Origin of the sequence: Sphingomonas sp. TF3, assembly GCF_003985085.1 — a bacterium.
Taxonomy (GTDB): Bacteria; Pseudomonadota; Alphaproteobacteria; order Sphingomonadales; family Sphingomonadaceae; genus Sphingomonas.
The window spans coordinates 1-22,866 of record NZ_RWKS01000026.1 but is presented as its reverse complement, the minus strand read 5'-3'; the positions used below and the strand labels follow the sequence as shown (position 1 = coordinate 22,866).

Annotated in this window: 13 protein-coding genes; 2 read left to right on the top strand and 11 right to left on the bottom strand. The window is 63.7% G+C overall.

The annotated features are described in order from the left end of the window. Window positions 1-203 precede the first annotated feature (203 nt). The 11 genes from EJC47_RS17860 to EJC47_RS17815 form a co-directional block, all read right to left on the bottom strand. Entirely contained in the window at window positions 204-1,640 is a 1,437-nt protein-coding gene (locus EJC47_RS17860) for an efflux transporter outer membrane subunit (protein ID WP_126849156.1), read from the bottom strand. Next, window positions 1,633-2,787 carry an efflux RND transporter periplasmic adaptor subunit gene (locus tag EJC47_RS17855; protein ID WP_126849155.1) on the bottom strand — a complete coding sequence of 385 codons (1,155 nt, stop codon included), beginning with the start codon at window positions 2,785-2,787 and terminating at the stop codon, window positions 1,633-1,635. Before EJC47_RS17855 ends, EJC47_RS17860 begins: the two co-directional genes overlap by 8 nt. Beyond that, window positions 2,780-5,998 carry an efflux RND transporter permease subunit gene (locus EJC47_RS17850; protein ID WP_126849154.1) on the bottom strand — a complete coding sequence of 1,073 codons (3,219 nt, stop codon included), beginning with the start codon at window positions 5,996-5,998 and terminating at the stop codon, window positions 2,780-2,782. Before EJC47_RS17850 ends, EJC47_RS17855 begins: the two co-directional genes overlap by 8 nt. A gap of 81 nt (window positions 5,999-6,079) precedes the next feature. Next, a complete protein-coding gene (locus tag EJC47_RS17845; RefSeq protein ID WP_126849153.1) occupies window positions 6,080-7,438 on the bottom strand; it encodes a sensor histidine kinase in 1,359 nt (452 codons plus the stop codon). Then, the gene (locus tag EJC47_RS17840) at window positions 7,428-8,105 is read right to left on the bottom strand and encodes a response regulator transcription factor (RefSeq protein WP_126849152.1); all 678 of its coding nucleotides are present in this window, start codon (window positions 8,103-8,105) and stop codon (window positions 7,428-7,430) included. Before EJC47_RS17840 ends, EJC47_RS17845 begins: the two co-directional genes overlap by 11 nt. Window positions 8,106-8,315: 210 nt before the next feature. Beyond that, window positions 8,316-9,410: a sensor histidine kinase gene (locus EJC47_RS17835; protein ID WP_126849151.1), complete on the bottom strand. Its 1,095-nt coding sequence runs from the start codon at window positions 9,408-9,410 to the stop codon at window positions 8,316-8,318. Continuing rightward, the gene (locus tag EJC47_RS17830) at window positions 9,407-9,793 is read right to left on the bottom strand and encodes a response regulator (RefSeq protein WP_126849150.1); all 387 of its coding nucleotides are present in this window, start codon (window positions 9,791-9,793) and stop codon (window positions 9,407-9,409) included. The genes EJC47_RS17835 and EJC47_RS17830 overlap by 4 nt, the downstream gene beginning before the upstream one ends. Before the next feature lie 457 nt (window positions 9,794-10,250). Further along, on the bottom strand, window positions 10,251-12,557 hold the full coding sequence (locus EJC47_RS17825) for a DPP IV N-terminal domain-containing protein (protein ID WP_126849149.1): 2,307 nt from the start codon (window positions 12,555-12,557) through the stop codon (window positions 10,251-10,253). Window positions 12,558-12,606: 49 nt separating this feature from the next. Then, entirely contained in the window at window positions 12,607-12,879 is a 273-nt protein-coding gene (locus tag EJC47_RS21225; RefSeq protein WP_260591650.1) for a hypothetical protein, read from the bottom strand. Next, window positions 12,819-15,065, bottom strand: coding sequence for a beta-galactosidase GalA (gene galA / locus EJC47_RS17820; RefSeq protein ID WP_221885184.1), 2,247 nt, complete (start codon window positions 15,063-15,065; stop codon window positions 12,819-12,821). The genes EJC47_RS21225 and galA overlap by 61 nt, the downstream gene beginning before the upstream one ends. A 61-nt stretch (window positions 15,066-15,126) precedes the next feature. Beyond that, on the bottom strand, window positions 15,127-18,069 hold the full coding sequence (locus EJC47_RS17815) for a TonB-dependent receptor domain-containing protein (protein WP_260591649.1): 2,943 nt from the start codon (window positions 18,067-18,069) through the stop codon (window positions 15,127-15,129). Window positions 18,070-18,342: 273 nt separating this feature from the next. Between EJC47_RS17815 and EJC47_RS17810 the strand changes: the two genes are divergently transcribed. After that, the gene (locus tag EJC47_RS17810; protein ID WP_409574492.1) at window positions 18,343-19,914 is read left to right on the top strand and encodes a peptide MFS transporter; all 1,572 of its coding nucleotides are present in this window, start codon (window positions 18,343-18,345) and stop codon (window positions 19,912-19,914) included. A gap of 135 nt (window positions 19,915-20,049) precedes the next feature. Beyond that, a partial coding sequence (locus EJC47_RS17805; RefSeq protein WP_126849148.1) for a TonB-dependent receptor occupies window positions 20,050-22,866 on the top strand: 2,817 nt, incomplete at its 3' end.

Genomic DNA, 22,866 nt, shown 5'->3' with positions numbered 1-22,866 from the left:
CCGCCGCGGACGTCATCGATGCGGCAGAGTAACTTGCAATCCAACGCCTTCGGAAGCCTGGAGTGGTTTAATCTGCGACATCCACGCCGAGGTGGCGGACGGTATTTTCGATGTTCACATCGCAACCTCGCAGCGTGCGGTCACGAAGACGACGGTGCTGGTCACCGCGTCACGCGGTCGAATCAGCGCAGCCGTGATGGGCGTCAACCCGGCGCGGCAACCCCATCGTGTTGCGCAGACCATCCGCCCCCCAGTGCCCGGATCAGGCGGATGCTCGCCTGTAGTCGGCGGGTCTCGAGGTCGAGCGCGGCGCGACGAGTGCGCAATGCTGTGGTCTGCGCAGTGAATACCTCGAGATAGGTGACCGCGCCCTTGTCGTAGCGGTTGAGCGAGAGGCGCTCGGTCGCGGCCGCTTGGCGCACCGCCTCATTCTCGGCCGCAGCCTCGTCGCCGAGATGGTGGAGCTGCGCGAGATTGTCCTCGACCTGCTGGAATGCACTCAGCACGGTCGCGCGATACTCGGCACCGGCGCTCGCCCATCGTGCCCGCGCGACCGCAAGCTCGGCTCGTCGGCGGCCCCCGTCGAACAGGTTCAACACTGCGCCAGGGCCGATCGACCAGATCGTGTTCGACGCGGACAGGAGACCTGGCAGGCCAGTATCCTGGAAACCGGCGCTTCCGCCGAGCCGGATCGCTGGGAAGAAGGCGGCCTTGGCGATCCCGATTCCGGCATTGGCCGCAGCGACGCGGCGTTCGGCGGCGGCGATGTCAGGACGTCGCTCGACCAAGGTTGCCGGCAGGCCGAGCGGCACGACGGGGATCGCGAACGGCGTCGTCGCGGGGGCGATGGTGAAGGCCGAGGCGGGTGTTCCGACCAGGCTCGCGATCGCATGTTCGGTCAACGCGCGGGCGGCGGCAACGTCGGCGAGCTGCGCGCGGGCCTCGGCGAGCTGTGCGCCCGAACGGCTGGTCTCGATCCCGCTGACAATCCCGGCCTGGAAGCGCCGCGCGATCAGATGGTCGGCCTTGGCAAAGGCGTCGACGGTCTGCGCAAGCAGCTCGGATTGCCGGTCAAGCCCGCGCAGCGCCATATAGTCGGAGGCAAGCTCGGCCTGCAGGCTGAGCCGGATTGCGGCGAGATCGTCGCCCGAGGCCTGCATTTCGGCCTTGCCTGCGGTAACGCTATTGCGCACGCGGCCCCACAGGTCGACCTCATAGCCGAAGCCCGCCTCGATCGTGTTGGCACCGTACACATCGGGCTGGTTGCTGCCGCGCAGCGGGCGATGGTCGGACTGGCGGTTGCGCGTGACGCTGGCATCGGCACCAAGTTGCGGGAGCAGCCCGGCGCGGGCCTGGCCAAGATAGGCGCGAGCAGTGTCGTAGCGCGCCAGTGCGCCGGCGAGCGTCGGATTGTCGCTCGCGACTTTCTGTTCGAGACCGTCGAGCTGTGGATCGGCGAACACGCTCCACCACGCGTCGGGCACGATCGCGCCGGGCGCGACTGCGGGCTGCCAGGTCCCGGCTTCCTTGAAAGCGGGCGGCGTTGGCGTGATCGCCGGATGGTAGGGTGGGGCGAACGAGCAGCCAGCGAGGCTCGCCAAGGTGATCGCCGCGATCGCCGCGCGCAATCGGTCAGCCACGCGCGCTTCCTTCCACGCGCACCAATTGTCCGTCGGTCAGCGAATCGGGTGGATTGTCGACGATCTTCTGCGTCGGCGAGAGCCCCGACAGCACTTCGACCGTCTGGCCGAGATCGCGCCCGAGCGTGACGCGCTGGAGGCGGATGTGGTGCGTGGCATCGACCGTCGCGACTTGCGTCCCCTGCGCGCGGAACAGCAGCGTGGTCGAGGGGATCTGCACCGTGCTCGCTTGCCCGCGCACATCGAAGCTGACTTGCGCAAAGCCGCCGGGGCGCAGCGCACCCTCGGGATTGTCGGCGACGAGCTGGACCTGGAAGGTGCCGCTTTGCGGCGCGATCGCGCCCGAATTGCCGACGACGTGTGCGGTAAAGCTGCGGCCTGGATAATCGGGCACGCTCAGCGTGGCGGTGAGTCCCGGCGTCATCGTCGCCGAATAGCTTTGCGGCACGCTGACATAGATGCGGATTCGCCGTGTGTCGGCGACGACGAACATCGGTTGCTGCACCGAAGCCCCCGGCCCGACCAGATCGCCGATATCGGCAGAGCGCAGCGTCACCGTCCCGGCAAAGGGCGCGCGCACCGTCGCGAAGGTTTTCAGCGCGAGCAGCCGCCCGAGATCGGCGCGTGCCGATTGCACCGCGGCGTTGCGCACGGCGAGATCGCCATTCTTTTCGTCGACTTCCTGCTTCGACACCGAATTGTCGGTGAGCAAGTCGTTCCAGCGCGCCGCTGTGCTGCGCGCAAGACCGGCATGTGCCTGCGCGCTGACCAAAGCGGCGCGCGCGGCGATGATCTGCTGGTCGAGCTCGGGCGTGTCGATCCGGCCGAGCGGCATGCCCGCCGCAACCGGCGCGCCGATATCCTTGTACCAGCCGCTGACATAGCCGCCGACGCGCGCATAGAGCTTGGCCATGTTCCACGCTTGCATCGTGCCGGGCAAAGCGAGCGTGTCGCCCGCCGTCGAGGATGTGATGGCGACGAGATGGACCGTCGGCACCGATCGCGCGTCGGACCAGGTCTGCGCTTCGCTGGTGTCGTGAAAGCGAACAAACGTACCGGCGGCGACCACGCCTGCTGCGACGACGAGCGCGACGATCCCGGCAGTTTTGAGACCCTTGGGCGGGGCGGCGGCGAGGGCTTCATCCATGAGCGAGCTGTCCGATTGTCGAAGGGGTGGGGGAGGGGCGGCGTTCGCGGCGATGCGCGATCGCGAAGACGACGGGCACGAAGACCAAGGTGGCAAGCGTCGCGCAGATGAGCCCGCCGATGACGGCGCGGCCAAGCGGCGCATTCTGCTCGCCGCCTTCGCCGAGACCGAGGGCCATCGGGGCCATGCCGATGATCATAGCGAGCGCGGTCATCAGTACCGGGCGGAAGCGCGTGGCCCCCGCCTCGGCGGCGGCGCGCAGCGCGTCGCCGGTCTCGGCCAAGCGCTCGCGCGCGAAGCTGACGACCAGCACCGAATTGGCGGTGGCGACGCCCATGCACATGATTGCGCCGGTCAGCGCCGGCACCGACAGCGGCGTATGGGTCGCGAACAGCATCCAGACGATCCCGGCCAGCGCGGCGGGCAGTGCCGAGACGATGACGGCGGGATCGACCCAGCTTTGGAAATTCACGACGATCAGCAGGTAGATCAGCGCGATTGCCCCGATCAGGCCGAAGATGAGCCCCGAGAAAGCTGCGTTCATCGTCCGCACCTGGCCGCGCAAGGTCACTGCCGACCCAGAGGGCAGCGCCGCCTTGGTGCCGTCGATCACCTTCTGGATGTCGCCCGCCACCGCGCCGAGGTCACGCCCTTGGGTCGTTGCATAGACGTCGAACGATTGCTGCAGCGCATAGTGCGTGACGACCGCAGGCGATGGCTCGCGGTGGAGCGTGCCGAGCCCGCCGAGGATCTGATAGGCACCAGCGCCCGATCCGGTGATGGGGAGGTTCTGGAGGTCCGACAGCGAGCCGGTGCGGTATTGCGGCGTCTGCACGACGATCGGGTAGGACACGCCGTTTTTGGGGTTGAGCCAGAAGGCGGGCGCGATCTGCGAGCTGCCCGCGAGGTTGACGGCGAGGCTGCGCGTCACGTCATTCTCGGTGATTCCGACGCGGTCCGCCTGCGCGCGATCGACGTCGAAGCCGAGTTCGGGCGCGGCCTCGGTCTGCTGGACGCGGACGTCGGCGATACCGGGAATGTGGCGCATCCGCTCGGCGAGTAGATGGGCATAGGCTTCGCCCTGCTTGGCATCGCTACCGGTCACCATCACGTCGATTGGGGCGGGCGCGCCGAAGTTGAGGATCTGGCTGATGATGTCGGCGGGCAGAAACGAGAAGACCGAGCCGGGGAAGGCATCGGGCAAGGCTTTGCGCAACGTCCGGACATAGTCGGCGGTCGGTTTGTGGTTTTCGGCGAGCGTTACCAGGATATCGCCGTCCTGTGAGCCGACGCCGCCGGTGTTCGAATAAGCGCGGTTGATGCCCGATACGGGCATGCCGATATTGTCGACGATCGACACCAGCTCGTCGGCGGGAATGGTCGCGCGGATGCGGTCCTCGACATGGTCGAACAGCGCTGCCGTCTCCTCGATCCGCGTGCCGATCGGCGCGCGGACGTGGAGGTTGATTTGCCCGGCGTCGATCGTCGGGAAGAAATTGCGGCCGAGCATGGGCACGAGCGCGAACGACAGCAGGACGACTGCCATAAAGGCAGGAATGAACACACGCCGCCGCGCCAAGGCGAAGGCAAGGACCGCGACATAATAAGCGCGTACTGCTTCGAAACGATGCTCGAACCCGCTCTGGAAGCGGATGAAGACGTTGCGCGTCTCCGGTCGACCGGTCCGGGCATCGTGCGACACCATGATCTCGGCCGTGTGCTGGGTCGCATGTTCGCGCAGCAGGAAATTGCCCATCGTCGGCACCAGCGTGCGCGACAGGATGAACGACGCGATCATCGCGAACACCACCGCCATCGCCATCGGCGCGAACAGGAAGCCAGCGATGCCTGGCAGGAAGAACATCGGCAGGAACGCGATGCAGATGCACAGCAGCGATACGAAGGCCGGCTGGACGATCTGCTGCGCGCCATCGAGGATCGCGTCGCGCACCGACTTGCCCTGTTCGAGGTGCCAGTTGATATTCTCGATCGTCACCGTCGCATCGTCGACCAGGATGCCGACCGCGAGCGCGAGCCCGCCGAGCGTCATGATGTTGAGCGTCTGCCCGACCACCGCCAGCCCGGCGACCGCGGCGAGAATGGCGAGCGGGATCGAGGCGGCGATGATTACGGTCGAGCGCCACGAGCCGAGGAACAGCAGGATCATCATGCTGGTCAGCGCCGCCGCGATCGCCCCTTCCTTGATCACGCCCGATACCGCCGCCTTGACGAACAGCGACTGGTCCGAGAGCGGCTGGACCTTGAGCGAGGGCGGCAGCGTGGCCTTGAGCCCCGGGAGCAGCGCCTTCGCCTGATCGACGATCGCGATCGTCGAGGCCGCGCCCGATTTCAGGATCGTCATCAGCACCGCGCGGCCGCCATCGACGCGCACGACGTTGCGCTGCGGCGGCGAGCCATCGCGGACATGCGCCACGTCGCGCATGAACACCGTCGTCCCGTCGACGGTCTTGATCGGCAGGTCGTTGAGCTGATCGACCAGTTCGGGCGAATTGTTGAGCCGAACGTTATATTCGAACTGGCCGATCTTGGCGGTGCCTGCGGGCACGATCTGGTTCTGCGCGGCAAGTGCTGCACCGACGTCGCCCGCCGAGAGGTGCCGCGCCTGGAGCGCTGCCGGATCGAGATCGATCTGGATCTGGCGTTCCTTGCCGCCATAAGGCGAGGGGATTGCGGCACCCTGCACCGAGGCGAGCGCGGGGCGGATGAAGTTCTGGCCGAGATCGTAGATCTTCTGCTCGCTCAAGTCCTTCGACGACAGCGCGAGCTGGAGGATCGGGACGGTCGAGGCGTTGTAATTGAGGATCTGCGGGGGGGTGATGCCCGGCGGCATCTGCTTCAGCACCGTCTGCGAGGCCGCCGTCACCTGTGCCGAGGCAGTGCGGATGTCGACGCCGGGCTGGAAGAAGATCTTCACGATGCCGACGCCGTTGAGCGACTGGCTCTCGATATGGTCGATATCGTTGACCGTGGTCGAGAGCGAGCGCTCGTAATAATAGACGACGCGGCCCGACATGTCCTTGGGCGGCAGGCCGCGATAGGTCCACACAGCGGCGATCACCGGAATCTTGATGTCGGGGAAGATATCGGTGGCGGTTTCGAGCCAGGCGATCGATCCCCCCAGGACGATCAGGATCGCCAGGACGACGAAGGTGTAGGGCTTGCTGAGGGCAAGTTTGACGAGCTGCAGCACGGTGGACCCGATGTTTCCGGAGGAAAGACGGGGCTCCATTTATGCGTGTTGCGGTGCAGCGCTAATTAAATGAATTTCACCTCAGGAGGCGGCCGGCGCTTGGATCCGCACGATCAGGCCAGGGGCGGCGTCGCCGAGCTCAAGTGTAAAGCCGTGAAGATGGGCGATCGCCGCGACGATGCTGAGCCCCAGCCCGCTGCCGGGGATCCCCGCCGCATCGACACCGCGATAGAAGCGCCGGAGCGCCGCGTCGCGCTCGTGCGGAGCGAGACCGCGCCCAGTGTCGCGGACGGTCAGGCTCAGCCCCCCGGGATCGAGCGTTGCCCCAAGCACCACCTCGCCACCCACGGCACTGAACTTGATCGCATTGTCGAGCAGGTTGCTGATCGCCTCAAACAACAATTGCGGATCGCAGCGGATCGTCGCGTCGGGAATCGGCGCGAGCCGCAGCGTCACGCCAGCATCCTCGGCCAGCGGCTCGTAGAGCTCGCACAGGCTGTCCAGCAACGGTGCGAGCGGGACGGTGGTAAAGCCCGCCTGGCGGCCGCTCGCTTCAAGCTGCGAGATGCGCAGCAAAGCGCCGAACCGTTCGAGCACGAGATCGAGATCGACCATCGCGGCATGGCTGAGCGCGACCGCACGCGGATCCGCGTCGGGCAGCGCGATAGTGCGTTCGAGCTGTCCGCGGACATGCGCCAGCGGCGTGCGCAGATCGTGCGCGACGGCGTCGGTCACGCCCTTGACCTGCGCGACCACGCGCTCGACCTCTTCGATCATCGTGTTGACCGTGCCTGCGAACAGATCGAGTTCGTCGCCGCGCGTGCTGACCGGCATCCGCAAGTCGAAGCGCCCTGCCGCGATCGCGCGGCTGGCCGCCTGCAGGTCGCGCACGCGGCGTAGCGGCGCGAGGCTCAGCAGCACGCCGGCACCGAGCACGAGGACCACGATCGCTATGCCGCTGCCAATGAGGATTTCGAGAATGCGGCGGCGCAGATCGACGATGGGGGCGATGTCGCGCGCGATCAGGATTGTCTCCCCGGTCGGGGCCTCGATCGCGAGCACCCGCAGCGGTCCATGCGCGCCGGGCTTCGCGGCGATGTTGACGGGATGATCGAAGCGGAAGTTTCGAACGATGTTGAGATTGCCCGCGATCGGTTGGCCGCTCCGCGATTGCAGCGCGAAATAGTTGAGGCCGCTGGTGCTATGGGCAAGCGCGCTGGCGATCCGTTCGGGCAGCGCATCGGGCGAACTCGCGCGCAGCCTGCTCGCTTCGATTCGCAGAACGCGGTCGGAGCGTAACGTCAGTTCGCGCGCCGACAGCCCGTAGATCAACCCGAGCAGCGCGATAACGCCCACCGCAAACACCAGCCCGAGCAAGGCTGTCAGCCGAAAGGTGCTGGTCCGGCGGATTTGCCCGAGATGCAGCCGTTCAATCGGCATCGAAGCGATAACCTTCGCCCTTCACGGTGACGATCGCCGACGGCCGACCGGGCCGGTCGAGCTTCTTGCGCAGCCTGGCGATATGCACGTTGATGAGATTGGCACCTGGGTCGAAATAATACCCCCATACCTGCTCGAAGATGATCCGGCGGCTTAGCGTGTCGCCCGCATGGCGCACGAGGAACTCGAGCAAGCGGAACTCCATGTGCAGCAGGCGCACCGGCTGCCCCGCCACGGTAATCTCACGCCGGATGAGATCAACAACGAGGTCGCCGACCTGCAACGTCGCGGCATTGGCCGGGTCCTCGCGCCGACGCAGCAGCACCTCGATCCGCATCGCCATCTCCTCAGGCGCGAACGGCTTGACGAGATAATCGTCGCCGCCCGCGCGCAAGCCCGCGATCCGCTCGTCCACGTCACCGAGTGCGCTGATCATCAAGACAGGAAGCGCGATGCGCCGCGCCCGTAATGCGGCGACGACCGACAAACCATCACGACCCGGCAGCATGCGATCGAGCGTCGCCGCATCGAACGGCTCCCGCGTTGCGCGCTCCAACCCAAGGTCACCGTCGGCGACGTGGGTCGTCACATGGCCATGCGCCTGCAGCGACGCCACGATGTGGTCTGCCGTGGCAGGATCGTCTTCGATGACAAGGATGTGGGCCATGACGGTTCCTTTATGCGTCATCGCGGCGGTAATAGGGCAGCCCCGCGCGCCTCCCTGGCGTTTCGATGCGGCACCGCTTGTGAGTGGCGCGACAGAGGGGTGGTCTAGCGGCCACGACCGTGAAGCTGAACACATCGCAGAAGCTGGGGAGCCGTGAGTAAATTTTGAACGTCCGGTTCTGGGCCCTCGCAGACCGATCAGGAAGCGCCGCTATTCGTTTGCGTCTGCCCGCGCAAAAAAGATCGTCACGCGCATTCCGTTCCCCGGCGTGGACTCAACGTCGAGCGTTGCTTTTGCGTTTTGACGAAGCGACTGAACGATCATTGCGCTCAGCTTACCCGGTTTCGGCCAGTGGGTGCCGACATCCAGCCCAATCCCATCGTCCGCGATGGTAACGCGACACCCGGCGGGATCAACGAGACTGTGCAACGAAATTGTCCCCCCGCTTCGTCCCGTGAACGCGTGTTTGAGCGCGTTCGTCAAAAGCTCGTTAACGACGAGCCCGGCCGGCATCGCGACGTTAACGGACACCGGCCAGGTGTCGACCTGAAGGTCAAGGTGAATGCCCTCCACGGCGTGAGCACGCATTACCGCCGATGCGATCTCGCTCAGATAGACGCCAAGATCGATCGTGGCGCGATCCGAGGTCTCCGACAGCGAGCGGTACAGCAGCCCGAGCGCCTCGATCCGGCCCGCCAGTCGGTCGAAGCGGGCGGTCGTCGTATCATCGGGTATCGTGCGGGATTCGAGCCGGATCAGCGCCGTGATCATCTGGAGGTTGTTGGTCACGCGGTGCTGCAACTCACGCAGCAGCGTGTCCTTTTCGCGAACGGCGGCCTGGAGCTCGGTTTCATCGTCATCGGCGCGGCGGCCGGCCTCTGCGAGCGCGACAAGCCGGAACACCGGCTCGCCACCATCGTCCTGAATGAGGTTCGACCAGACATCAACCGCCACCGGTTTTTCGCCCCAGTCGAGTTCGAAGGTGCCGACGAAATCCTCCCCCAATGCAATGGCTTCGCTCAAGCCTTCGCCACCGTCCGTCGCGACCGCGCTGGAGGGGAACATGGTCCAGTCCTTGCCGAACAGGTCGGGCGCACTTCTGCTCGTCAGCCGCTCGAATTCGATATTGGCATATACGATGCGCTCCTCAGGCGTGAGTTCGGCGACGGCAATGGCGATCGGGATATGGTCCAGGAACTGCTTGAAGCGGTCGCTTTCCAGGGCATTGGCGAGGTCGGTTGTGGCGAGCAGCTGCTCGACACCAGCGGGGCGATCATTGGGACTCGCCGGATCGGATATGTTCATAAGTCCGCCTTACCGAGCAAAAGCGCAATCACTGCAACAATTTGATCAGGCGCAAATGGCTTGGGTACGATTTGGCTGCCTGGAACGCTCTTTGCGCTCCATTCATGAGCACTCGCGCCGCTAACATAGACGACGGGTACCCCTGGCATCGCTGCCCGCGCCTCGATGGCAACCTCCCATCCGTTGGGGCAGGCACCAAGATCGACATCGGTTACAAGTCCGCGCAAAGCCGAACCAGCGGACGCGAGTTTTTCCAAAGCCTCGTTGCCGTCGCTCGCGGTCCAGACATCATAGCCGGCATCGCTGAGCGCCGTTTCAACAAGATGCTGCGTAAAAATTTCATCCTCGACGTAAAGTATAAGCGGCTTTTCTACATCGGGCATGGTGGAGCTTTCAGGAACGTCGATTGCCCGGTCGGGCGATGTGCGTGGCGCGGCTATTGTGTCGCTGAGAACGCACAATCGAGACGTTCGTGCCCGGACCGGCTGCCTTGATTTCGATCATGGCCTCCAACTGTTTTGGCGATCGTACCCACGATCCCATTTCCACGGCCGGGTTTCACTTCTGCGTGGTCGCTGGGCATACCTGCGCCGTCGTCGCCGACCATCGGCGCGTCGCTGCATAATCGGCGATAATCGCTCCGGTTCGGTAGCGACCGGGGAGCGCGTGCTTCGGTGCGTTGATGACGGGTTCCGTGATGATGGGACCGAGGCTAAGATGGGGGTGCGCCGCCATGAAAGCGCCGAGGATAGCCGGACACTGCCCATGACGCCCGCTACGTTATCGCGCAGGACGGAGCGTGGCACGCCGGATATCGGTGCCGATTAAGCCAGCTGTCCGTTAACCGATGCGCGTCGGCGCAGCGTTCCAGTCGGGCGTGGTGTCGCCCAGCAAGTTGCGTACGAAGAAGCCAAATTGCCGACGCGTGACATAGTCGATCGGGCCGGTTGAGCGGCCGACGCTGTGTTCGCCGCCCGGTACCGACAATAGATCGAAATCCTTGTTCGCCTTGATCAGTGCATCGACCACCTGCATCGTCGACGCGGGGTCGACATTGCTGTCCTGCTCGCCGACGATCATCAGCAGCTTGCCTGTCAGCCGCCAGGCATTGTCGATGCCCGAGGCGGCGGCATAGCTCTTATCGACTGGCCAGCCGAGCCACTGTTCGTTCCAACTGATCTTGTCCATGCGATTGTCGTAGCAACCGGCATAGGCCACACCGACCTTGTAGAAGTCGCCGTGGAACAGCAAGGCGTTGAGGGTACTCTGGCCGCCGGCGGAGGCACCGTAGATGCCGACGCGGGTGATGTCGTAGGATGCGTCGCGCGCGGCCAGCGCGCGGTGCCACGCGATGCGATCGGGGAAACCCGAATCGCCGAGATTCTTCCAGGCGACGTCCTGAAACGCCTTGGAGCGATTGGCGGTGCCCATGCCGTCAATCTGGACGACGATAAAGCCGAGATCGGCCAGCGCCTGCATCCCGATCACCTTGTCGCCACCGGCATGATAGCCGAACGGCCAGAAACCCTTGGGCACGAAGCTGTCGTGCGGACCGGCATAGATGTTCTCGATCACCGGATATTTCTTGCGCGGATCGTAATCGCGCGGTCGCACGACGATGCCCCAGATATCGGTTTTGCCGTCGCGTCCCTTGGCGGTGACGACTTCGGGCGGGCGAAACCCGGCGGCAACCAGGCGCGTGTCGTCGCCTGTGGTGATCCTCGCCACCAGGGTGCCGTCGTCTGCGCGGTGCAGCTCGCTGATGGTGGGCAAGTCGACGCGCGAATAGGTGTCGACGAACAGCGCCATGTCGGGCGAGAAAGCGACGTCATGATCCGCGTTGGCGGGCGTCAGCGGCGTCAGGTGGCGGCCGTCGAAATCGATGCGGTAATAATGTTTGAAATAGGGGTCCTCGCCCGGGTTCATGCCGCTCGCGGCGAACCAGATCACGCGCTTGTCATCGTCAACTTTGACGACCTCGCGCACGACCCAATTGCCATGGGTGATGCGATTTTTCACACGGCCGGTATGGCCGTCGATGAGATAGAGCTGGTTCCAGCCATCGCGCTCCGAGGCCCAGACGATCTCGTCGCCGAGCCCGTGCACGGTATGCGCGAACCGACGATCGGCATAGACGAACGTTGCGGCGTTTTCCGTGACTGCGGCGTGCGCCTTGCCCGTGTCGGCATCGACCGCGATCACGCGCGCTTGTTGGAAGCCGCGGCGGATATAATCGAACTCGACGCTGTGCCCGTCGCTGCGCCAACGCGGTTGCGAGAGTTGATAGGGGTTGGGGAACAGCTCGGCGTCGATCACCGTCTCCCGCCGCGTTGCGACGTCGAAGAGCACGGGCTGCTCCTGGTCGATCGCGTCGCCGGGCTTGGGGTAAAGCTGCGTGCGCAGCGCCGGCTGCAGCCGTCCCACCGGTGCCGCCTCGACGCGCAGAACCTGGCGCGCATAGCCCGGGCGGACACGGTAGAGCAGGATGTGGCGGCTGTCGGGCGACCAGGCGAGCGTTTCTGGATCATAGAAGTCGCCGGCCGATCCGTCGCTGCTCAGGCGGATCGCGTCCTTGCCGCCCGGCCTCCGCAGCACGAGTTGGTTGTCCTCGACCAAGGCTTCCCATTTGCCGTCGGGGGAGGGCGCTGGCCGATTGTCGGCGGGTATGGACAGATCCCGGACGACACCGAAGCCGCGCGGGCGGCGATGGTCGGCTACGACGGCACATGCGTGTCCGTCGAGCGCGCAGGACCAGGCTGCGCCGTCCAGCTCGAACAGGATGGCCGTGCCGTCCGCATCATAGTCGAACGCCGCAAATGGCAACCGCAGTGGCGCGACGGGATGCCCGAGCGCGGCGGCGAGCGCGTGGGCGATTTTCACCTGATCGAACGCCGCCGATTTGGCGAGCGTTCGGCGATCGACCGTTTCGAAGGCGAAGCCGCCCTCGACCGTCTTGCGGTAGAAGAAATGGCTGCCATCCGCGGTCCAGTGGGCCGGCCATGCCACGTCCCGCGTGAGATATTGCCATTGCTCGCGCAGACCGATCGAGCGGGTGAACGCCGCCGCGTCGGGCGCGGCGAGCAGCTTGGCCGGAAAGCACAGGGCGGCGATGGCGAGGACGAGGGCCTTGGCGCGGAGAGGGATCATCGGAGGGTCTCGGTCGATGGAAAGGAGCGTGCGGTAGGAGCGCAGCGCGTCAAGCGCGTGTCGCGAGGAGCGGCAGCATCGCGGCATCGAGGCCATCACCCGTCGCGGTGAGGCGGATCGCGCCGCCGCGCTCTCCGGCCTGGACGATCGCCATGCACAGGCCATTGAACGCCGAGCGAGCGCTGGCATGGTCGGGCTCGAGGCAGCGCGGGTCGCCATTGCCGACGCCGAGCAAGGTGGCGTCACCGTCGAGCGTGAAGGTCACGCGGTTGCTGGCGGTCGGCACCTCACGCCGCTTCGCATCGAGGATGGCGGCGCGCACCACCGCGACCTCGCCGGTGCCAAGCTGCGCCGGTCGCTGGTCAGCCCGATCCGTTGCGGCATGCCGGTCGTCTCGCGCACTTCGGTGAGGATATGGCGACCGCGTGCGAAGCCGTGTGCCTCGATCCTGCCGGGGGCATAGGGCACCTGCCATTCGAGGTGGCGATTGCGCGTCACGCTCTGATGCCCGAGGCTGTGGCCATTGAGGAACAATTCGACCGTGTCGCAATTGCTATGGACCCAGACCGCGATCTCCTGGCCCTCGCGCCCCGCCCAGTTCCAGTGGGGGAAGAGGTGGAGCGCGGGCTTGGCCCCCCACCAGGCGCGGTAATAATGATAATTGTCCTTGGGGAAGCCGCAGCTGTCCATCTGTCCGAAATTCGAGGCGTTTTCGGGCCAGCGCTCGAACGGCGTCGGTTCCCCGCGATAGTCGAACCCGGTCCACACGAACCCGCCGGCAAGGAAAGGGCGGGCATCGTAGAAGCTCCACCATGTCTCGGCGGTGGTCGCCCATTTCGGGAAGTCCGTATCGTAAGCGGGCACGATCCCGGCGGCATCGTCACGTTTATATTCGCCGCGGGTCATGACGGTGCTGCCCGTTTCGGTGCCGATCATCGGCATCGTCGGGTGCGCAACGTGATAGGGATCGATCGCGTCGAGATAGTAATTGCAGCCCATCACGTCGAGCACGGGCGACGCGCCCTCGCCGAACTTGCCGTTGAACGCTTCGGTGACGGGGCGTGTGCCATCGAGTTCGTAGACCCGGCGCTTCATCGTCGCGGCGATCCGCGCCCCGGTCGGCGTGCCGCGGTGGATTTCCTCGTTGCCGAGGCTCCACAGGATGATGCTCGGATGGTTGCGCCCTTGGCGGACGATCCGGTCGAGCTGGCTCAGCGCTTCGGGGTTGCTCGACATCTGGCGGGTCTCGTCCATCACGAGAATGCCCAGTTGGTCGCACGCCTCGAGAATCGCGGGGGAGGGCGAATGGTGCGTCGAGCGATAGGCGTTGGCACCCATCGCCTTCAACCGCTCGAGCCGCCAGACATGGAGGCTGTCGGGCACTGCGAAGCCGACGCCGGCGTGATCCTGGTGGTTGCACGTACCCTTGATCTTCACCGGCAGGCCGTTGAGGAAAAAGCCGTGATCGGGATCGAAGCGGATCGTGCGGATGCCGAAGCGGCTGACCGTGCGATCGACGGCGACGTCGGCGATGATGATCTCGCTAGCAAGACTGTAGAGCTGCGGCGTGTCGAGCGACCATAAGGCAGGATCGGACAGCCGCGCCTCCTGCGCGAAGCTGGTCCGGCCCCAGTCCGGCAGGGCGAGCGGCTGGGACAGCAAGTCGGCAACGATCCGGCCATCGGGCCCCGTGACGCGCGAGCGCAGCCGCGCGGTGGCGGCGGGTCCGTCATTGTCGATTTCGGTCTCGATCCGGATGGTCGCCCCGTCGGTGCGCACCTCGCATCGGACCGTGGCACCCCATTGCCGGATATGGGGCGGCGCGGTTTTGACCAGTCGGACGTGGCGATAGAGTCCGGCACCTTCGTACGACCACGCTTCGCCAAGGCTGACGTCGCAGCGGAGAACGAGGAGATTCTCCTCGCCGGGCTTGGCAAAATCGGTGATGTCGATGCGGAAGGGCGCATAGGCACTTTCGTTCGATCCGACGACGAAGCCATTGAAGATGACGAGGCAGTTGCGCGAGACGCCGTCGAATTCGAGCGACAGGCGTTTGCCCGCGTCCTCCGCCGTGATCGGGATCGCGCGGCGATACCAGCCCACGCTCGTCGCGGGCCACATCCGGCCGAGCGGTTTGAACCCCTGGAACGCACCGCTACGGTCAGCCTCCGAACCGGGTGCCCCGAACCGTTCGAAGGGGAGATCGACCGCCCAATCATGCGGCAAATCGACCGCTTGCCAGCCGCTGTCGTCGAACTTGGCCTCGGCAACCGGTGTCCCGACATCGCCGGATTTGCCATAGGTGTCGTGGCCGGCACCGAAACCGAAATCCTTCGCTGGATCCGCCGCATGCCCCAGCGCGAAGCGCCAGCCGCGATCGAGCGACACGATCGCACGCGGACTGTCGGTGGCAGCCGGTGCCACCGCCGCGCGAAGCGGCGGCGCAAGCGCAAGTCCGCCCGCCGCGCCGGCGGTCTTGAGGAGATCGCGGCGCGACGGGCGGGGCATGGAGAATCCTTTAACAGTGTCGGCAACGGCCCTTCATAGGAGGTGCCGCGGACTTGGACTTTCAGAAGGCGACGGTGGCCCCGACGAAGATCGTCCGCCCGAGCGGATCATAGACACCGGGATAGGTATTGCCATTGCCGAAGCTCGCCAGAATCCCCTGCGCGATGGCGGGCGGGTCTTTGTCGAGCAGGTTGTTCACGCCCGCGCGGAGCGTCAGCCCCTTGGTGAAGTTGACCGTCGTCGCGAGATCGAAATAGCTGTACGCGGGGATCTTGCTGTTGATGATGCTGCCTTGGCCATTCAGGAACGCATTGTCCGACAAGCTCGAAAGCTTGACGCTGTCGAGATAGCGCCATGCGAGCGACAGCGTGGCCTTCTCCTTCCCCGGGATCATCCAGGTGGTGCGCAACTGATGGCGCCACGTCGGCGACGGCTCGCCGCAGGTATAGCCGTACAGGCCCTTGCAGTTATACGTCCCGAGCCCTGGCAGCGGCTCGGTCGAAAGATCGAGCAGGAAGGTGCCGACAAGGTCGAGGTTGACCTTGCCGAAACGGTTGAGGTCGAGCGTGTAGCTGCTCGTGATGTCGAGGCCCGACGTCTGGAGCGAGCCGGTATTGATCGTGGTGCCGACGACGTAACCGTTATTGCCGAACAGCACGCCGCTGCGCGGATCGCGGTGGAACAGCCCGCAATAATAAGGGTCGCCGGTCGAGGCGCATTGGCTGATCGTCAGCGAAGGCGAAATCGTGCTGATGTAATCGGTCACCTTGATGTTGAAATAATCGAGCGACAGCGTGAAGGTGCGCAGCATCCGCGGGGTCAGCACCAGACCGATCGTGTAGGTGTCGGCCTGTTCGGGTTTCACATCGCGATTGCCGCCATATTGCTGCACGCAGACCCCCGCCGGGCATTCGGGAATGTTGCCATATTGCGCCGCCGTCACGCCGGTGCGCTGGCAGACCGTGAGCGATGCCGCCGGGCTGGAGCCGGCGCATGGGTCGGTCGCGGTCACGTTGCCAAGGCTGACCGCGCCGAACAGTTCGCTGATGTTGGGCGCACGAAATGCGTGGTTGTAGCTCGCGCGCAATCGCAGGTCGCTGCTCGGTGCCCAGGACAGTTCGCCTTTGTACGTCAGCGCGTGGAAATCGGATTTGAAGCCGGTCGAATCCTGTTGGTTATGGTAGGTCGAATAGCGTGCGCCGCCGTTGATCGTCAGCGCCTTGGCGAAGGGCAGGTTCGACAGGATCGGTATCTCAAGCTCGCCATAGCTTTCGTTCACGGTGATCGTGCCGTCGGAGCCGACATAGCCGTTCTGGATCGCAATCGCGTCGCCGCTGGCGCTCAGCGTCTCGCGGCGATGCTCGGCACCCAGCGCGATGCCGATGCCGCGATCGGCCCAGGGGATCTGAATGCCATATTGCCCCAGGTCGCCGTTGATCGTGCCCGAAACCACCGTCTGTGTATTGCGGCTCTGCGTCGAGCTGTTCGAAAAGAGATAGGGCAGCGCGGTGGCGCTGATCGCGCCGGCGGCGAACACGTCGATCGGCAGGCAGGTCTTGTCGGTTCCGTCGATCACCGACTGGCAGGTGGGGGTGCCGTTGACGTTGACGACGTTAAGCGCGCGTTGCGCCTTCACGTTGTCGACATTGTTCATATAGGTTTCATTGTACCGCACCAGCGACCGCAGATAGTTGACGTCGTAGCTGAAGCCCTTCGCGAAACTGCCGCGCACGCCGGCCGTGTAGCGGAAATCCTCATGCCGTAGATCGTCGCGGCGCGGGGTGGTCAGGCGCAGACCGATAAACGTGTCTTCGGTCTGCGCGGTGCCAGCGGCTGCGCCGCACAAGGTGGTGGCCTGGCTCGCCGACAGAAACGGATTGTTGCAAGGGATCGTAAAGGTCGTGCCCTGGAACAGCGCGGACGGTGCCGCCTGTGAAAAGGTACGGTCGTTCATATACATGAAGCTGCTATAGATCTCGGCAAGCGAGCTCAGCTTGAACTTGGCGAAAGCGCCTGCCGTGTAGCGCGTGTCGGAGCGCTGGAAATAATTGGTGGGCGAGTAATTGTACGCGAAGCTCGAATCGTAGGGTACCCAAGTGTGCTTGCCGTCCTTGGTATTGTCGAGCGTCTTGCCCTTGTTCGGGCCGGTCAGCAATGTGAACAGGCCGTAGGCGTTGTTGCTGGAACCACCGCATTTCAGGTTGGTCCCCGCATCGTCCACGGGGTCGAGCGCGCATGCCGAAACGTCCCGTGAATCCTGGGTTACCGGCTGCGATGTGCGATAGCCGCCATAAACGGTGACGTTGCCGCGCCCGTCCGCGAAATTCTTGCCGAAGCTCGCGTTGATGTCGGTCTTGCCGCCGTCGAACACGGTGCCGGGCGCTTGCGGATAGCCCTTGCTGTTGACCAGGCCATGAAGATAGCCATTGCCGTTGTCATGTTGGTTGACGCTGCTTTGCGCGTCGATCCGAACGCCATCGAGATTGTCGCGCAGGACGAAATTGACCACGCCCGACAAAGCGTCCGACCCGTATACTGCGGAGGCACCACCGGTTACGACGTCGATGCGCTGGACCAGCGACGACGGCACGAAATTCACGTCGATCGCTTGCTGCGGCAGCATCCTCTGGCCGTTCAGCAGGATCAGCACGCGGCCGGACCCGAGGTTGCGCAAATTGATGTTCGACGTGCCGTCTGACCCGTTCGAGACGTTCTCGTTCGCATCGGCGGTGAATTGCGGAAGCTTGTTGAGCACGCTCTCGACGCTCGTCGCGCCCTGATAGCGGATCTCGGCTTCACCGACCATCGTAAGCGGGCTGTTGCTGGTCAAATCGCGGCGCTTGATGCGCGTGCCGGTGACCACGATGTCGCTGCTTTCGGGGGTGGCCACGGTCTGCTCCGCCGTCGTCGGCGCAGCGGCGATTTGCGCATAAGCGCTGGTCGACAGCAGTGCGGATACCGATGCAGCGAGCGCTGCTCCCCGGCGGGAGTTGCGAATGGTCATAAATACCCCTGATTGGCCCTTTGCCTTCAAGCGAATGCACCACGCTCGCAGGGTTATGTCAAATATAATATACGATATTCGGTATTCAAAAGTCTCTGCGTTTCGCAAGGGTCTGACGTTACACGTTAAAAGATTGCATATAAAATACCGTATACCCTAGGGTGAAGGTTAGGATGTTGCGGAGGGTGCGATGGTTGAGGATGCGCGAAAGAGTGAGCGATGCGCCGAGCGAGCGCCCGAACGCTGCCCGACATTCGATGGCGGTTGTCCAGCATGACGTCTGTCGGCAATCGCCCCGCGACCGATGACACCAGCCGGTTTGGAGTGTCGGAGACGCCTACCGACGCCAGGACCGTGCTCGGCCATCCGCGCGGCCTCTTTGTCCTGTTTTTCGCCGAAATGTGGGAACGCTTTTCCTATTACGGCATGCGCGCGATCCTGATCTTTTACCTGACCAAGCACTTTCTGTTCGCGAAGGATCATTCGTACGCCGTTTATGGCACCTACACCTCACTGGTCTACATAACCCCAGTGATCGGAGGTTATCTGGCCGATCGCTTTCTCGGTGCGCGCAAGGCGGTGCTCGCGGGGGGTGTCTTCATCGTCACCGGCCATTTGCTGATCGCGCTGCTCGAAGGGCCGGCCGGAGCACAGGGCTTGTATCTGAACGGTTTCTATCTCGGTCTTTCCGCGATCGTGGTCGGAACGGGCTTTCTCAAGGCGAACGTGTCGGTCCTGGTCGGCGAGCTGTATGCGCGTGGAGATCGGCGGCGCGACGGCGCTTTCTCGATCTTCTATATGGGGATCAACCTCGGCGCGTGGATTGGGCCGATCCTGATCGGTATCCTCGGGGAGACGGTCGGCTGGAGTTATGGTTTCGGTGCGGCGGGCATCGGTATGCTGATCGGGCTCGTCGCGTTTGTGGTGTTTCAAAAGGATCTGCGCGGCGCGGGTCGGCGGCCCGGCGCGTTGCGCGGCGCGCCCGTGTTTGCCGGGCTTTCGCTCGAACCGCTAATCTATCTCGGGGGTATCGGTGCGGTCGGCGTCGTGTGGTGGTTGATCCGATCGCAAGGCGCGGTCGGGATTCTGCTGATTGGCTTTGCGGTGCTGACGGTTGGCTATATCGTCTGGCGGTCGGTGTACACCTTGCCACGGGTCGAGCGCGATCGCGTTTTTGCTGCGCTGTTTCTCGTCGCGCTGAGCCCGCTCTTCTGGGCGTTGTTCGAACAGGCCGGATCCTCGCTCAACGTTTTCACCGACGAACGCGTCGATCGGATGCTGTTCGGCTATCAGATCCCGGCGGCGGTCTTTCAGTCGATCAACTCGGCTTTCATCATCGTGCTTGCGCCGCTGTTTGGATGGGGGTGGGCCATGTTGGCGCGTCGGCGGCTGGAGCCCAACGTGCCGCTCAAATTTGGGATCGGGCTGATCCTGGTCGGGCTCGGTTTCCTGGTGTTGGTTGCCGGCGCGGCACCGCGCGGTGCGCTGACCCCCGCGCTGTTCATCGTGCTGGTCTATCTGTTCCACGCGATGGGCGAATTGTGCTTCTCGCCGATCGGCCTGTCGTCGATGACTCGATTGTCCGTTACGCGAATGACGGGCTTGATGATGGGAACCTGGTTCCTGTCGACAGCGGCGGGGAATTTCATCGCCGCCTTGATCGCCCAAACGACTGGTGCCGCAAGCGCGGGCCCGGATACCATCCTGAATGTCTATACGAGGATCAGTGGATTTTCGATCGTAGTCGGTCTGGGTGTCGCGGCGCTCAGCCCATTGGTCGTGCGTCTGATGCACCTCGATACGATCGCGGACACGTCGAACGTGGCCGATACCGTAGCGGTTTAAGCGGAAAAGGCATCGCCGCAGCCTTGAATCACAAGGCGCAAATTGCGACTTGTATACTTTATATCGTATGTCATAACTCTGTCATGGGACGTGTGGCGAAAAGGCCAGACGAAGGACCTTAAGGGGAAAATCGGCATGCGAATGAAAGTTGTTCTAACGCTCACTTGCTGCATGGCGGCACTATCGGCCACGTGTCCCGTGGCTGCTGCTGCCGCGATCGCACCTTCGGCCGTCGCGCAAGACGCCGCTCCAGCCGTGCCGCTTGGCAAGGCCGAGCGGATCGCTGCCCGGCGTAAAGCGCGCGCAGAACGCGAGGCCGCGCGTCGCCGCGGCAAGGCGGTGCAGCAAGCCGTTGCCGCTGGTGCCGATTCGGCAACGTATAAGGGCGAAGGCGGCAACGACATCGTCGTCGTCGGCCTGCGCGCCAGTTTGAAGTCGGCGCGCGATCGCAAGCGCAACTCAAAGCAGATCGTCGATTCGGTCGATGCCGAGGATGCCGGCAAGCTGCCCGACAACAACGTACCGGAAGCGCTCGCGCGCGTTTCGGGCGTGCAGATCGACCGCGCGCACGGCGAAGGCCAGAACGTAACGATCCGCGGCCTGGGCGACGTGCAGACCACGATCAATGGCTTTGAGGCGGCAAGTGCCGGGTCGCGCGCGCTCAATCTCGCCGACATTCCAGCCGAGTTGCTGAAGTCGGTGCAGGTCTACAAGACCCGCAGTGCCGACCAGATCGAAGGTGGCATCGCCGGAACGGTGAACGTCGAACTCCGACGGCCGCTTGATCTCAAGAAGGGGTTGACCGTCGCAGGGAGCTTTCGCGAGACCTTCTCCGACATCGGCAACACCAAGAGTCCCTATGCCAGTTTGCTGTTGGCCGACCGCTTCGACACGCCGATCGGCGAGATGGGCTTCCTGCTCAACGGCTCCTACACCAAGAACAATTACAACGAGAATTATGTCGCGGCGGAATCGCCGTTGCCGATCGGCATCTATGTCGGCAGCCCGGTCTATAACGCACAACCGGCGAACCTTCAGAACACCATTATTCCCTACGCCGTAACCTATGGCGTCGAGTCCGGTTCGGTAGAGCGCCCGTCGCTCAATGCCTCATGGCAATGGAAAGCGAACGACCATCTCGATTTCGTGCTCGAAGGATCATATTTCGGCGCACGCGAAACCAATTATAGCGATTATCTGAAGGTGCAGACGAACGTCGACACCGGCGTCTATTCGGATATCGTGACCAATCCCGACGGCACGATCCGCTCTGTGACCTATTCGACGCCGTCCACCGGCGGGCTTCCGGGCGGTCCATTGAGCCTTTACCAAAAGCGCAAGACCGACGGCTACACCACCAACTTCGAGACCCACTGGCACAGCGACAAGGTCCAGATCAATTTCGGCGCACAGTATAATTGGTCGAAGACCTCGGTCTATTTTGTGCAACAGCAGTACCACTTTCCGGTCGGTACGTCGGTGCATACCGACTTCAACTCGTCGAACGTTCCGGGCGGCGGTCCCTATGTGACCTTCCTTGGAACCGACTTGAGCAATCCCGCTAATTACAAGCTGTTCCAGGTGCATGATCAGAACGGTACCAACAGCGACACGATGTTCGCGACCAACCTCGATTTCACAGTCAAGACGAGCGACGAAGGCCTGCTGCGATCGTTCCAGTTCGGCACGCGCTTCACGAAACGGACATCGGGATACGTCTATGGGTATCGCGATGCGTTCTTCAGCAATGTGACGACAGGGCCATCGCTCACGACGGTGGGAAGCAAGACCGGCATCGGAACAGTCGCAACGACGCCCGATATCAGTGGCGCGGGCCAAATTCCGACCTGGTATCATCTCAATGACGCCCAGTATTACAGCAACTTCACCGCTGTGCGGAATTACATCATCGCCAACGGCGCGGATCTGGCTGGATCGGACTGGACCAAGGCGGAGCCCGGCGCGACCGATCTCGGTTCGGGCTTTGCCGAAACCGAACGCACGTTTGCAGCGTACAGCCAGGGCAATTATGCGTTCAAGGCGGCGGGCATACCGATCGACGGCACGTTCGGGCTTCGTTTCGTCAACACCTGGGGCACTGCGGCAAGCGCGCAGAATGCCTATCAATTGGGTGCTGACGGAAAGATCCTGAAGAATGCCAATGGTCAAGCCGTTTACAATACGGTCGTGACGAGCGTTGGCAGCAAGGGTAATTATGTCGACTTGCTGCCAAGCGCCACCGGCGTTTTGCACTTCACGCCGACGCTGCAATTGCGCCTGTCATACACCCACAACGTGCAGCGGCCGGATTTTTACTCGCTCCGCAACTTCAGGGAATTGCGCGATGCGATCGCGAGCCCGACCGGGACGGTCTATGCCGGAAATCCCGCGCTCAAGCCGGTCCAGGAAAACAACTATGACGCCTCGCTCGAATATTATTTCGGCAAAGGCGGCCTGGTGTCACTGGGCACCTTCCTGAAGAATCAGACCGGGTTTATCTATACCGTTCGAGCATCGGAGTACGTGCCCGAGGTCAACGCGATCCATCCGGTCGAGCAACCGCGCAATGCCGGGCCGGGCAAGACCTTCGGTCTTGAAGCGCAGGTGAATACGTTCTTCGATTTTCTGCCCGGCTTCGCCAAGCACTTCGGCGTGAACGCGAACTTTACGTATCTGCCCGTGGCGACGCTGGATTTGGCGGGAGACATTCCCGATGTGCCGCATGGCCGCGACGCGCCGTTCACCTCCAAATATTCCGGGAACATCGCGTTATTGTATGACACCCCGGTGCTGAGCGGACGCCTCGCGTATAACTATCGTTCGTCCTACAAGACCTATGCCGACTATGTTAATCCAGGCTATTCGGTCTATTCGGCAGATACGTCGCGCCTCGACGCCGCGATCAACGTTACGCCGGTCAAGTTCATGACCTTGAGCGTCGAAGGAACGAAC